The sequence below is a fragment of the Microbacterium sp. T2.11-28 genome (genome assembly GCF_950097975.1).
Classification (GTDB): Bacteria; Actinomycetota; Actinomycetes; order Actinomycetales; family Microbacteriaceae; genus Microbacterium.
Window position 1 is genome coordinate 41,024 of the sequence record NZ_CATNHF010000002.1, and the last position, 12,738, is coordinate 53,761.

Sequence of the window (12,738 nt, forward strand, 5' to 3'; positions counted from 1 at the left end):
CGGCGTCGCTGTTTCTCCGGAGCCGTTCGTCCCGTGTCGATCCCGCCACCGCCATGCTGATCCTGCTTCCGCCGTCCGAGACCAAGCGACCGGGCGGCGCGGGCGCGCCCCTCGACGTCGGAGGCCTGGCGCTCCCGTCGCTGGCCCCGCAGCGCGCACTCGTGTCCGAGGCGCTCGTGGGCCTCAGCGCGGACGAGGAGGAGGCGGCGCGCGTGCTTCGGCTGAGCGCTCGGCAGCGGGGAGAGATCGCCGACAACGCCGCGCTCCGCGAGGCGCCGACGATGGCTGCGGTCGACCGCTACACCGGCGTGCTGTTCGACGCCCTCGACGCGTCGTCGCTGCCTGCAGCGGCGCGACGCTGGCTGGGTGCGCACGTCCTCATCCAGTCGGCTCCGTTCGGCCCGGTCCGTGCGACCGACCCGATCCCCGCCTACCGGCTGGCGGCGGGGACGACTCTTCCGGGGATCCCGCCGCTGCGCCGGGTCTGGGCCGATGCCGTCACCTCCGCGCTGGCGGCGCTGGCCCCCGCGGTCGTGCTCGACCTGCGGTCCGAGGCGTATGCCGCGCTGGGCCCGGTGCCCTCCGGGGTGGCCTCGGCATATCTCCGCGTCGTGACGGCGGGGGACGACGGCGTGGTCCGCGCCCTCAACCACTTCAACAAGCACGCGAAGGGCGCGCTGGTGCGGGCGCTGGCCGAGGACCGGCCGCGCGTGGGCTCGCTCCGCGGCTTCCGTCGCTGGGCGGAGGCCGCCGGCTGGGACGTGCGGCCCGGTGCGCCCGGGGAGCTGGACCTCGTCGTCTGAGGCCGGCGCCCGTCAGGCCTCGCGCGCGGTCCCGGTCTCGGGGGCGTGTGCGGTCGAGGTGCCCGGGGTTGCTGCGGTGTTCGCAGTGACCGCGGTGCCGCTGGTCGGGGCGCTGCCCGTGTTCTGGGCGGTCCGCTCGGTGTTCTCGGCGATCGCGATGAGCGCCACCACCGATTCGATCACGAACCGCAGCACCACGACGGCGATGAAGGCCAGGATCGGCACGATGATCACCGTGGAGACGATCAGCGCGATGCCGCCGCCGGGGTTCCACCACAGCGACCGGATACCCCCGATGATGCCGCCGAAGAACGTCGCGATGAAGCCGATCGCGATGGCGATGAGGCCCACGACGTAGAACGCGCTGGCCAGACGGCGGGTGATGAAGGTCGTGAACGAGATGTCGAACAGCGCCGACAGGAAGCCGCGGCCGATGTCGTCGACGTCGCCCAGCAGCCGCGGGACGCCGGTGTCATCGACCTCGGCGGCTGCCGGTGCGCCAGTGGGGGCCGCGGCGGCCTGGGCGGCCGGCTGAGACGGAAGGGGAGGCGGGGTGGGGGTGCTGTCGGTCATGACGGTCCTTCCGTGGGGTGTAGCGCCAGGCTATCCACGCTCGGCGGCGCACCGCGAGTGGGCGCGCGATCCTGTGCAGCGCGACGGCTGCTCGCTAGCATGGCACCAGCCGAGGCCCTCGGCCGACGGCTCGCCGCCTTCACGCCCCTCGGAAAGGATCGACATGGACTACCCGGACGGTGCCGCACTGGCGGCCCTCGCGATTCTCGGCTTCTTCAGCTTCCTCATCGGCGTCGCCATCTACGTGGTGACCGCCTACTTCCTCATGAAGGTCTTCGACAAGGCCGGCGTGCAGGGCAAGTGGCGCGCCTGGGTGCCGATCTACAACTTCATGGTGTTCAGCAAGCTCGGCGACCTGAACCCCTGGCTCGTGCTCATCGCCGGCGGCGCTGCGATCGTGCTCTTCTGGGTGCCCGGTCTCAACGGCGTCCTCGGCCTCGCGATGCACGTCATCGCACTGCTCGCAGCGTGGCGGGTCGGCCTCAAGCTCCAGAAGGAAGCGGTGTGGGTCATCCTCTACTTCTTCCTGGCGCCCGTGTGGCTGGGCATCAACGCGTTCGACAAGTCGCGGTGGAACCTCAACGTTCCCGCCGCCCCCTGGGCCGGCAACGGGTTCCTCTCCGACACCACCACCTGGGCGGGGATCCCCAGCCAGGCGCCCGCCGGCGGATACCCGGCCAACCCCGTCACCGCGCCCGGCTACGTCGCTCCGGCCGCGCCGTCCGCCGCTCCCACGCCGCCGCCGGCCGCTCCGTCCGCCGCGCCCGAGCCGCCGGTCGCCGAGCCGCCGACGACGGAGCCGCCGACGACGGAGCCGCCGAAGGCCTGAGGACGGATGACGCCATCCGGGCACGCATCGCAGCGCGCCCGGATGGCGTCCTCCTGCCCGACGCGGCCCGGCCGTGGTCCGGGCGGCACAGGCCGGTCCACTAGAGTGTGACCACGTCCACCGACGACCAGGAAGGGTGGGATCGTGGCCGAATCCGCGACGCAGAGACACACGGTCTCGCTGCCGGACGGCGCTCTGGAACTGTCCTGGGCCGAGGTCACCCATCGCGGTCGTCGCCGCGACGTCAATCAGGACGCCGTGCTGGCCCAGTACCCCCTGTTCGTCGTCGCCGACGGCATGGGCGGCCACATCGGCGGCGAGATCGCGTCGTCGAGCACGATCACCCGGCTGCGCGCGGTGGCGGACAAGGGCACGGTCAGCCCCAAGGCCATCGAGAAGGCCCTCGGCCGTGCGGTGGCCGACATCGACTCGCACCCCGAGGCGACCGACGAGGGAACCGGCACGACGGTCACCGGCGTCTACCTCGACGACACGGGTGAGGAGCCCACCTGGGTCACCCTCAACATCGGCGACTCGCGCGTCTATCTGTTCCGCGACGAGAGCCTCGCGCAGATCACGACGGACCACTCGGTGGTGCAGGAGCTCATCTCCGCGGGCCGGCTGAGCCCCGAGGAGGCCGAGAACCACCCCTACGGCAACGTGATCACGCGCGCCGTCGGGCCCTCCGACGGCGTGGCTCCCGACTACGTGCGCCTCGAGGTCGTCGACGGCGACCGGTTCGTCGTCTGCAGTGACGGGCTCACCAAGGAGCTGACCGACTACGGCATCCTGCACTTCCTCCTGCAGCACGACGACCCCACCGAGGCCGTCGACGCGATGCTGGAGGCCGCTCTGGAGAACGGCGGTCGCGACAACATCACGATCATCGTGCTGAACGTGTCGCGCACCGGCTCCTCCCCGCTCGAGGACTGAGCGCTCCTCTCCACCGGACGGCACCGGAAGCCTCCGCGCAGCGATGATCTCCGCTCGACTGGGGCGGTGACCACCGCACCCGACGAACCCCTTCGGCTCCCCTCCGCGCCCGCTGAGCCGGTGCGTCCCGGCTTTCCCCTGCTGTCGTCGCTCGCACCCGTGCTGGGCGCCGGGCTGCTGTGGGCGGTGACGGGGTCGACGGCCATGCTGTGGTTCGCGCTGCTCGGGCCGGTGCTGGCGCTCGCGGGGCTGCTCGACGGCCGTCGCGGATCCCGGCGTGCCGCGCGGCGGGAGCGGGCGGCGCACGCGCAGAGACTCGCGGCGATCCGCGCGGAGGTGGCGGCCCGGCACGACCGCGAGCGGGCGGCGCTGTGGGTGCGACATCCCGATGTCGCGGCGCACGCGGCGCGGCCCGAGGAGATCTGGAGGCCGGTGCCCGAGCGCGTCCGGAGCCTCGTCGTCGGCCGCGGTGAGGCGACGAGCGCGGTGCGGGTCGAGGGTGGCGACGGCGGCGACGCCGTGAGGGCACTGCGCGCAGCGGCGCGCGTCCTCGCACGCGCTCCCGTCACCGTGCCGCTGGATGAGGGGGTGGCGGTGGTCGGGCCGCCCGTGCTTGCCCGGGCGGTCGCGCGCGGCCTCCTCCTGCAGGCGTGTCTGAACCTTCCTCCGGGAGAACTGCGCGTGATCACCGCGGACGACGGCTGGGCCGCGGTGCTGCCGCACCGCCGCAGCACCGGAAGGCGCCTCCTGCGCCTGTCGGAGCCCGGCGAACGGAGCGAGCGCGATGACGGCGTCGTGATCGCCGTCGTCGCCGAGGGGGACCCGCCGCCACCGCGCTGCGGCGTCGTGCTGTCGCTCGTGGGGCCCGCGCGCGCCCGCGTCGATCACGGTGACGTCAGCCGCGAGGTGGAGATCGAGCCGGTCTCGCGCGATCGGGCGCGGGAGCTGGCGGCGATCCTGGCAGATCGCGCTCGCGCGCTGCGCGGCGCCGCCGACCAGCCCGCACCGCCGCTCGCGCAGCTGCTCGTCGCGGCGCCGCGACCACGGCCGGGCGGCCTTCCGGCGGTGGTGGGCACGCGCGCGGGCGAGCCCGTCGTCATCGACCTGATCGCCGACGGGCCGCATGCGGTCGTCATCGGCGTGACGGGGTCCGGCAAGAGCGAGCTGCTGATCTCCTGGGTGGTCGCCCTGGCGGCGGTGCACACGCCGCAGCAGGTCTCCTTCCTGCTCGTGGACTTCAAGGGCGGGCGCGCCTTCGACCCGCTCGCGCGGCTGCCGCACGTCACCGGCGTGCTGACCGATCTCGACGAGACCGCTGCCGTCCGGGCGATCGAGAGCCTGCGCGCCGAGCTGCGTCACCGTGAGCGCGTGCTCGCCGCGGCCGCGGTCCGCGACGTCGAGGAGGCCGGCGGCACGCTGTCGCGCCTGATCGTCGTGGTCGACGAGTATGCGGCCCTCGTCGCCTCGCACCCGGCGCTCCACGAGCTCTTCGGCGACATCGCGGCGCGAGGACGCGCGCTCGGCGTCCACCTCGTCCTGGCCTCGCAGCGCGCGGCGGGGGCGTTCCGCGAGGCGGTGCTGGCGAACGCCCCGCTGCGGCTGGCGCTGCGCGTCACCGACGCCTCCGACTCGCGGGCGGTGATCGGCACCGACGAGGCCGCCGCGCTGTCGGGGCGGGTCGAGGACCGCGGGGTCTGCCTCGTCCGGAGGCCGGTCGACGCCGCTGCCCGGGCGCTGCGGGTCTCCCGATGCGCTCCGGCGGACATCGAGGGACTCGAGACGATCTCGCATCCGCCCGCGCGCAGGCCGTGGCTGGAGCCGCTGCCGGCCGTCATCGGCCTCCGCGAGGTGGAGCGCCGACCGGGCGAGCTGATCCTCGGCGTCACCGACGAGCCCGAGCACCAGCGGCAGCGCCCGCTCGCGCTGCCCGCGGACGAACCCGGGCTGGTGGTGCTGGGAGCCTCCGGCAGCGGCCGCACGAGCGCGCTGCGCGCCCTCGCGCGACAGGCGGGCGCCGTCCTCACGATCCCCGCCGATCCCGAGCGCGGATGGGATGCGACCGAAGCCGCGGAGGGTGTGGCCCGCGGCGCCCTGGTCGTCGCCGACGACCTGGATCTGCTGCTGGCCCGCCTCGGTCCCGACCACGGAGCCGTCGTCAGGGAGCGGATCGAACGGCTCGCACGCGAGGCCCGTGGACGCGGGGTGCAGGTGGTGGTCTCGGCGCAGCGTCCGGGCGGCGCCGTCGCGCGGATCGTGGAGGCGATCCCGCGGCGACTGCTCCTGTCGCATGCCTCGCGAAGCGACCACCTCGCCGCGGGAGGTGCGCCCGGCGACCCCGCGCGGCTCCCGCCCGGACGGGGGAGGTGCGACGGCATCCTCGTCCAGGGGCTGTGGACCGAGCCGGACGGCGAGGGTGCCGCCGCGGAGGCCACCGCTGCGCAGCGCCCGTGGCGCCCCTCGCGCCTGCCGGTCGCCCTCGTCGCCCCCGCCGGCGCGCGGACCCGGTCGACGATCGAGAGCTGGGCGGCGGAGGGGCGCGAGGTGGTGACCGTGGACGACCCGTCGGCGGTGCCCGCCCCGGGCCGTGTGCTCTGGGGGACGCCGGAAGCCTGGCTCGGTCAGTGGCGTCTGCTCGCGCGCGCCCGCGCGGAAGGGCACCTGGTCATCGATGCGGCGTGCGCCGCGGAGTACCGGGCGATCACCGGCTCACCGGAGGTGCCCCCGTTCGCGCTGCCGCAGGCGGGCCGGGCCTGGCTGCGGGCGGGCGACGGCGCGGTCGCGCGCATCCTGCTGCCGTCGTGACGGCCTCAGGCGACCAGCACGTCGGCGAGCGGCGTCGACGCCATCGCGTGCGCTTCGGCCACGCCGGCGTTCACGACCGCGCCACCGGTCGTGTTCAGGCCCGCCGCCAGTGCGGGATCGGCCGCGAGCGCGCGCTCCCAGCCGAGCGAGGCGATCCGCCGGACGTAGGGCAGGGTCGCGTTGGTGAGCGCAGACGTCGACGTGTTCGGTACGGCGCCCGGCATGTTCGCGACGCAGTAGAAGACGCTCCCGTGCACCTCGAAGGTGGGGTCGGCGTGGGTGGTCGGCCGCGTGTCCTCGAAGCAGCCGCCCTGGTCGACGGCGATGTCCACCAGCACCGATCCCGGCCGCATCCGGCTGACCATGTCGTTGGTCACCAGCTTGGGCGCTTTCGCCCCCGGGATCAGCACCGACCCGATGACGAGGTCACTGTTCACCACCGCGCGGTCGAGGTCGAGCGGATTCGACGATGCCGTCTTGACGCGGCCCTGGAAGTGGTCGTCGAGGAAGCGGAGCCGCTGGATGTTCGTGTCGAAGATCGTGACGTCCGCGCCGAGCCCCGCTGCGATCACGGCTGCGTTCGCCCCCGCGACACCGCCTCCGATGACGGTGACGGTGGCCGGACGCGTGCCCGGAACGCCGGACATCAGCAGACCGAGGCCTCCGGCCGAGCGCATCAGCGTGGCCGCGCCCACCGTCGGCGCGAGCCTCCCCGCCACCTCGCTCATCGGCGCGAGCAGGGGGAGACCGCCGCCGACCTGCTGGACGGTCTCGTAGGCGATGGCGGTGACCCGGTCGGACACCAGGCGCTCGGTCAGCGGTCGATCGGCGGCGAGGTGCAGGTAGGTGAACAGCACCAGGTCGTCGCGGAAGTATCCGTACTCGGCGGCGATCGGCTCCTTGACCTTCAGCAGGAGCTCCGCCCGCGCCCACACCTCCGCGGCATCGTCGAGCAGGGTCGCGCCGGCGTCGGTGTACTCCGCATCGGACATCGACGACCCGAGACCGGCGCCGCGCTGCACGAACACCTCGTGCCCGGCGGCGGCGAGATCGTGCACCCCCGCGGGGGTGAGGGCGACGCGATACTCGTTGTTCTTGATCTCGGTGGGAACGCTGATCCTCATGGGGTTTCCTCTCCGCGCCCGGGTGGGGCTCCTAGACCGTCGGGCGGATCGCGCCGACTTCCCGTCCGCCGCCGAGGACCGGCAGCGGAAGCTGTGCCATCGTCGCGGCGACATCCGCGGCGGCGAGGGCGCCGTGCTTCTCCAGCAGGGCGAGTGCGATCGCGGTCGCGGCGCGGCCGCTCCCGTCGAGCACCTTCAACGCGGTCGTGGTGCCGTCGGGGGCCACCATGACCGTCACGCCCTCGGCGCCGCCCTTCGCGAACACGCCCAGGCGCTCGATCGCGATGGTGTCGGGCCGTCCCGGGCCGTCGATCGTCCAGGGGTTCTCCCGCACGGCGCGCACGAGCGTGCCCGCGGAGCGGTGCAGCGCGAACGGCGACCGCTCCGAGGCGGTGCCGATCCGGTGCAGGGCGCGCACGAGCGCGGTGAGGCTCATCCCGTACACCGGGGCGCCGCAGCCGTCGACGGCGGTGGCGCTGACGCGGGCGCCCGTCAGGCGCTCGACGACCTCGCGGATGTGCGCCTGGAGCGGGTGCGCCGGATCGAGGTAGCTCGCCGGATCCCAGCCGGCCGCCGTGCAGGCGAGCAGCATCGCGGCGTGCTTGCCCGAGCAGTTCATCCGCACGCGCGAGGGGCCCTCGCCCCGGCGCACGAGGTCGTCGCGGGTCGGAGCGTCGCCGGGCCAGGCCGGCGGGCACTGCAGCGCGGACTCGTCGAGCCTCGCGGCGTCGAGGATGTCGCGGACCACGGCCACGTGCCGGTCGGTGCCGGAGTGGCTCGCCGTGGCCAGTGCCAGGCGCTCGCCGTCGAGCGCGGCGCCCGCCGTCACGCAACCCAGTGCCTGCAGCGGCTTGAGGCTCGAGCGGGGGAGGATCGGGCTGTCGACGTCGCCGAGGCTCTCGAGGACGACCCCCTCGGGATCGAGGACGATCGCCGATCCGCTGTGGCGGGACTCGACGAAGCCGCTGCGCTCGACGACCGCCAGCTCGACGGCGGAGGACACGGTGAAGGTCTGCGTCACGCGGCCAGCCTATCGTCGGAGGCGGCCGACGCCGTGGAGCCGACGGGCCCGTGGCCCGCGCGGGATGGCAGACTTGCGGGGTGATCGGAGAACATCGCTATGCGCTGCGGGCCACCTGGACGGGAGACCGCGGCACCGGCACGAGCGGCTACCGCGACTACGACCGCTCGGTGACCCTCTCCGTCGACGGCAAGCCCGATGTGGCGGCGTCCAGCGACAAGCCGTTCCGGGGCGACCCGTCCAAGTGGAACCCGGAGGACCTGCTCCTCGGCGCGCTGTCGGAGTGTCACCTGCTGTCCTACCTGCACGCGTGCGTCGGCGCCGGCGTCGTCGTGGTCGCCTACACCGACGACGCCTCCGGCACGATGACCGAGGACGGCCGGGGCGGGGGCGCGTTCACCGAAGTGGTGCTCCGCCCGACGGTGACGATCGCGGACGAGTCGATGCGCGACGCGGCGACGGCCGCGCACGCGCAGGCGCGGGACTGGTGCTTCATCGCCAACAGCGTCAACTTCCCGGTGCGGCACGAGCCGACGATCCTCGTCGCCGGCTGAGCGCGTCAGCGCCGCTCGTGCGGGAGCACCTGCCGCAGCCGCTCCACGGGGTTCTGTGCGGGAGCCTCGTTGTAGGCGCCGGCGAGCTCCTGACCCGACAGCGCGTGGATCGCGGCCATGATCTCGTCGGTGGCCTGCCGTCGCGCCCGCCCCGATGAGGCGGGTCCGAGGTGGGCGAGATCCAGCGGCTCGCCGTAGCGGATGACCATCCGCGGTGAGAACTTGGGCCATTTGGCGCCGACCGGCATGGCCTCGTTGGTGCCGATCAAACCGACGGGGACGACCTGCGCGCCGGTCTCGAGCGCCAGGAAGGCCACCCCCGTGCGTCCCTTGTAGAGGCGGCCGTCGAGCGAACGGGTTCCCTCGGGATACAGCGCGATCGCACGCCCGGACTGGAGGATGCGCCGCTGCTGGTCGAGGGCGTCCAGCGCCGCCTGGCCGGCGCCGCGCTGCACCGGGGTCGCGCCGATCGCCGTGAAGAACTGACGGCTGAACCAGCCCTTGAGCCCCTTGCCGTCGAAGTAGGAGGACTTGGCGAGGAAGTAGACCGGCCGCGGCGCGAACATCGGGATGACGAACGAGTCGATGAACGACAGGTGATTGCTGGCGAGGATGATCGGGCCCTTGCGGGGAACGTTCCTCACGCCCTCGATGCGCGGCCGGTAGACCATGCGCGCGAGCGGGGCGACGATCCAGCGTCCGACGAAGTAGGTGAAGCCGACGCCCGAGACGTCCTCGCTCTCGGGGGGAGCGGCCTCGGCCTCAGGCTTCTGCTCATCTGTCACCAGTCGAGGGTACTCCCGATTCCATGCCGGCCCCGGCATGGCAGCTCTCACAGCCGGGACAGAAGAAAGTGCGACAGGATGGTCGGGTCCCCTTCCTGCCATCGTGAGGTCTTTCCGTGCGTCTGCGCCCGTTCGTCACCGTGTCCATCGCCGCCGCGTCGGCCGTTCTGCTGGCCGGGTGCTCCGGCCTGGGCGGCACGACGGCGTCGCCGACCCCCACCGGCACGGCGACGGCCGCCGTCGACCTGTGCGACGCGATCGCCCCCTCGGGTGCGGCGTCGGAGTCGGTGTCGGTCGAGGGAGAGGTGGGCTCGGCGCCCACCATCAGCTTCGACGCGCCGCTCCAGGTCGACGAGCTCCAGGCCACCGTCCTGCAGGAGGGCGACGGCGAGCCGACGCAGGCCGGCGACTACGTCCAGTACGCGCTGACCGCGTACGGCGCGGACGAGGGCGAGGAGCTGGTGACCCTCGGCTACGAGCCCGGTGAGCTCCTGCCGTCGCAGATCTCGTCGGACAGCCCGCTCGGTCAGATCCTGGGCTGCAACGCCCCGGGCAGCCGCGTCGTGGCGACCTTCCCGGCCACCCCGGCCACCGAGACCAGCGAGGCCATCGCTTCCGAGGTGTACGTGGTCGACCTGCTGTCGGTCGTCCCCACGGCCGCGTGGGGCGAGCCGCAGGACCCGGCCCCGGGCCTGCCGGTCGTCACGCTCGCCGACGACGGCGCGCCCACGATCGAGATCCCGGACGCCGACCCGCCCACCGAGACGGAGGTCGCCACCCTCAAGGAGGGCGACGGCTACACCGTCCAGGACGGCGACTACGTGCTCATCCAGTACTCGGGCGTGCGCTGGTCGAACGGCGAGGTCTTCGACGAGACCTGGAACGGCAAGGCGCCCTACGCCGCGCAGACCACGGGCTTCGTCGAGGGGTTCCAGAAGGCGCTCGTCGGCTTCCCGGTCGGCTCGCAGGTGCTCGTCGTCATCCCCCCGGCCGAGGGCTACGGCGAGGGCGAGATCAACGAGAGCGACCTGAAGGGCGAGACCCTCGCGTTCGTCGTCGACATCCTGGGCGCCCAGCACGTCGAGACGGAGTGAGCGCGGAGCGCGAGGCGCCCCCGACAGGCGAAGGCCTCTAGGCTGACGCTATGCGTCGCGTCGTGATCCTGGGTTCCACCGGTTCGATCGGAACCCAGGCCCTCGATGTGATCCGCTCGCGCCGCGACCGCTTCGAGGTCGTCGGTCTCGCCGCGGGCAGCGATCGCGCCGGGATGGCGGCGCAGGCGGCCGAGTTCGACGTCGCCGACACGGCGCTCGGCGCGGACGAGGCCGAGCAGCTGGTCCGCGACGTCGAGGCCGATGTCGTGCTCAACGGCATCACGGGATCGGTCGGGCTCGGCCCGACCCTGGCCGCCCTCGAAGGCGGCCGCACCCTCGCCCTCGCCAACAAGGAGTCACTGATCGTCGGCGGCGACCTCGTCACCGCGCTCGCCGCACCCGGCCAGATCGTGCCCGTCGACTCCGAGCACTCGGCGATCGCCCAGGCGCTGCGCTCGGGCACGCCGGCGGAGGTGCGGCGACTCGTGCTGACGGCCTCCGGCGGCCCCTTCCGCGGTCGCTCCCGGGAGCAGCTGGCCGGCGTCACGCCCGCCGAGGCGCTCGCCCACCCGACCTGGGACATGGGACGGGTCGTGACCACGAACTCCTCGACGCTCGTGAACAAGGGGCTCGAGGTCATCGAGGCGCATCTGCTGTTCGGGGTGCCGTACGACGACATCGATGTGGTCGTGCATCCCCAGTCGATCGTCCACTCGATGGTCGAGTTCGACGACGGCTCCACGATCGCGCAGGCCTCCCCGCCCGACATGCGGCTCCCGATCTCGCTGGGAATCGACTGGCCGCACCGCGTCGCCGGGGTGGGCGCGCCGCTGGACTGGACGCGGGCGACGTCGTGGACGTTCGAGCCTCTCGACGACGACGCGTTCCCTGCGGTCTCCCTCGCCAAGCGCGTCGGGCGCGCGGGCGGGACCTACCCGGCGGTGTTCAACGCCGCGAACGAGCAGGCGGTCGACGCCTTCCACGACGGCGCACTGGACTACCTCGGCATCCTCGACGTCGTCGCCCGGGTGGTCGACCTGCACGAAGCGCCCGCGGCCCTGACGCGCGAGAGCCTCGTCGAGACGGAGCGGTGGGCACGGGCGGAGGCCGACCGGCTCATCGCTGCGCGCTGATCGGGCACACGCGTGCATGCCGCTCGTCCCGCCCCTGGAAGCGGAAGGGGCGGGTCGAGCGGTCCAGCCGGCGCGAGAGGGCACCGGCGACCCGACTGACGGACGTCAGTAGGTGGTCAGGCCGTGTGCGCGGAATTGCGCGCGCACGCGGTCCACGAGCTCCGCGGACGGGGCCGGGGTGTCACCGAGTTCGTAGGTGCGGCCGAGGGCGTCCCACTTGTCGCGGCCCATCTGATGGAACGGGAGCACTTCGACGCGGGAGACCGCTCCCGGTCGGATGTCGTTGAGCGACGCCGCGTACTGCGCGACGCGATCGATCCCGGCCGGGTCATCGGTGAGGTCCGGCACGAGCACGTAGCGGATCCAGATCTCGGGGCCGCCGGCCATCTCGGCCAGGCGTCGCCCGAACCGGAGGGTGGGCTCCAGCTCGCGGCCGGTGACCCGCCGGTAGGTGTCCGGATCGCCGCTCTTGACGTCCAGGAGCACCAGATCGGTGTCGGCGAGCATCTCGTCGGTGGCGTTGCGGCCCAGGTAGCCCGACGTGTCCAGGGCGGTGTGGATGCCGAGCTCCTTCGCGCCCCGCAGGATCCGCGCGGCGAACGCCGGCTGCATGAGCACCTCGCCGCCCGACAGGGTGACCCCGCCGCCGGTGGCGCGGAAGACCGCGCGGTAGCGGGCGATCCGGGACAGCAGCTCGTCGCTGGTGACCGGGGTGCCGTCCTTCATCGCCAGAGTGTCGGGGTTGTGGCAGTACAGGCAGCGCAGCGGGCAGCCGCTGAGGAACGTCGTCAGGCGCGTGCCCGGGCCGTCGACCGCCGTCACGAGCTCCCAGGAGTGGACGGACCCCAGTCGCCCCTCCCGCATCGCCGCGAGGCGGTCGTGGTGGTCGACCGGCTCCACGTGCAGGCCGTCGAGCCCTGCACCGGCGCGGCGGCCGGCGGGCGCGGGCGCCTGGAGGGGGGCCTCCAGGCGCACCGCGTCGTCGGGGAGGGCAAGGTCCTCCGGTCGGGTGGATCGGTCAGGGCTGCCGCACGCGGGGCGACGGAGCATCGTCGCGGCCATGATGTCAGCTCTTCTCTGCGCTCGA

At 73.4% G+C, this 12,738-nt stretch carries 12 protein-coding genes; 7 read left to right on the plus strand and 5 right to left on the minus strand.

Translation table 11 applies throughout. From position 1 onward, the window contains the following. Positions 1 to 53: 53 nt before the first annotated feature. Positions 54 to 803, plus strand: a complete 750-nt coding sequence (locus QQZ13_RS05145; RefSeq protein WP_284528079.1) for a YaaA family protein — start codon at positions 54 to 56, stop codon at positions 801 to 803. Positions 804 to 815: 12 nt separating this feature from the next. Here the strand turns inward: QQZ13_RS05145 and QQZ13_RS05150 are convergent, their stop codons facing one another. Next, positions 816 to 1,376, minus strand: a complete 561-nt coding sequence (locus QQZ13_RS05150; RefSeq protein WP_284528080.1) for a DUF4282 domain-containing protein — start codon at positions 1,374 to 1,376, stop codon at positions 816 to 818. 163 nt (positions 1,377 to 1,539) lie between these two features. On the opposite strand from QQZ13_RS05150, the gene QQZ13_RS05155 reads away from it, so the two are divergent. From QQZ13_RS05155 to QQZ13_RS05165, 3 genes are all read left to right on the plus strand, one after another. Then, positions 1,540 to 2,205 (plus strand): large exoprotein, encoded by a 666-nt coding sequence (locus QQZ13_RS05155; protein WP_284528081.1) that lies wholly within the window; start codon positions 1,540 to 1,542, stop codon positions 2,203 to 2,205. Positions 2,206 to 2,349: 144 nt separating this feature from the next. Continuing rightward, a complete protein-coding gene (locus QQZ13_RS05160) occupies positions 2,350 to 3,138 on the plus strand; it encodes a PP2C family serine/threonine-protein phosphatase (protein WP_284528082.1) in 789 nt (262 codons plus the stop codon). A 66-nt stretch (positions 3,139 to 3,204) separates the two neighbouring features. Further along, the gene (locus QQZ13_RS05165) at positions 3,205 to 5,940 is read left to right on the plus strand and encodes an FtsK/SpoIIIE domain-containing protein (protein ID WP_284528083.1); all 2,736 of its coding nucleotides are present in this window, start codon (positions 3,205 to 3,207) and stop codon (positions 5,938 to 5,940) included. A 5-nt stretch (positions 5,941 to 5,945) separates the two neighbouring features. Here QQZ13_RS05165 and ald read toward each other — a convergent pair whose 3' ends face one another. Then, entirely contained in the window at positions 5,946 to 7,064 is a 1,119-nt protein-coding gene (gene ald, locus QQZ13_RS05170; protein ID WP_284528084.1) for an alanine dehydrogenase, read from the minus strand. 31 nt (positions 7,065 to 7,095) lie between these two features. After that, positions 7,096 to 8,085 carry an asparaginase gene (locus tag QQZ13_RS05175; RefSeq protein ID WP_284528085.1) on the minus strand — a complete coding sequence of 330 codons (990 nt, stop codon included), beginning with the start codon at positions 8,083 to 8,085 and terminating at the stop codon, positions 7,096 to 7,098. An 80-nt stretch (positions 8,086 to 8,165) separates the two neighbouring features. Here QQZ13_RS05175 and QQZ13_RS05180 point away from each other — a divergent pair, with 80 nt between their 5' ends. Next, a complete protein-coding gene (locus QQZ13_RS05180; RefSeq protein WP_284528086.1) occupies positions 8,166 to 8,639 on the plus strand; it encodes an OsmC family protein in 474 nt (157 codons plus the stop codon). A gap of 5 nt (positions 8,640 to 8,644) precedes the next feature. On the opposite strand, the gene QQZ13_RS05185 is transcribed toward QQZ13_RS05180, so the two are convergent. Beyond that, positions 8,645 to 9,463 (minus strand): 1-acyl-sn-glycerol-3-phosphate acyltransferase, encoded by an 819-nt coding sequence (locus QQZ13_RS05185; protein ID WP_284528087.1) that lies wholly within the window; start codon positions 9,461 to 9,463, stop codon positions 8,645 to 8,647. Between the two features lie 77 nt (positions 9,464 to 9,540). Between QQZ13_RS05185 and QQZ13_RS05190 the strand changes: the two genes are divergently transcribed. Both QQZ13_RS05190 and QQZ13_RS05195 read left to right on the plus strand, forming a co-directional pair. Further along, the gene (locus QQZ13_RS05190; protein WP_284528088.1) at positions 9,541 to 10,518 is read left to right on the plus strand and encodes an FKBP-type peptidyl-prolyl cis-trans isomerase; all 978 of its coding nucleotides are present in this window, start codon (positions 9,541 to 9,543) and stop codon (positions 10,516 to 10,518) included. A 50-nt stretch (positions 10,519 to 10,568) separates the two neighbouring features. Then, positions 10,569 to 11,651 carry a 1-deoxy-D-xylulose-5-phosphate reductoisomerase gene (locus QQZ13_RS05195; protein WP_284528089.1) on the plus strand — a complete coding sequence of 361 codons (1,083 nt, stop codon included), beginning with the start codon at positions 10,569 to 10,571 and terminating at the stop codon, positions 11,649 to 11,651. Positions 11,652 to 11,756: 105 nt separating this feature from the next. On the opposite strand, the gene pflA is transcribed toward QQZ13_RS05195, so the two are convergent. After that, complete coding sequence (gene pflA / locus QQZ13_RS05200; protein ID WP_284528090.1) at positions 11,757 to 12,713, minus strand: pyruvate formate-lyase-activating protein; 957 nt, start codon at positions 12,711 to 12,713, stop codon at positions 11,757 to 11,759. Between the last annotated feature and the right edge of the window lie 25 nt (positions 12,714 to 12,738).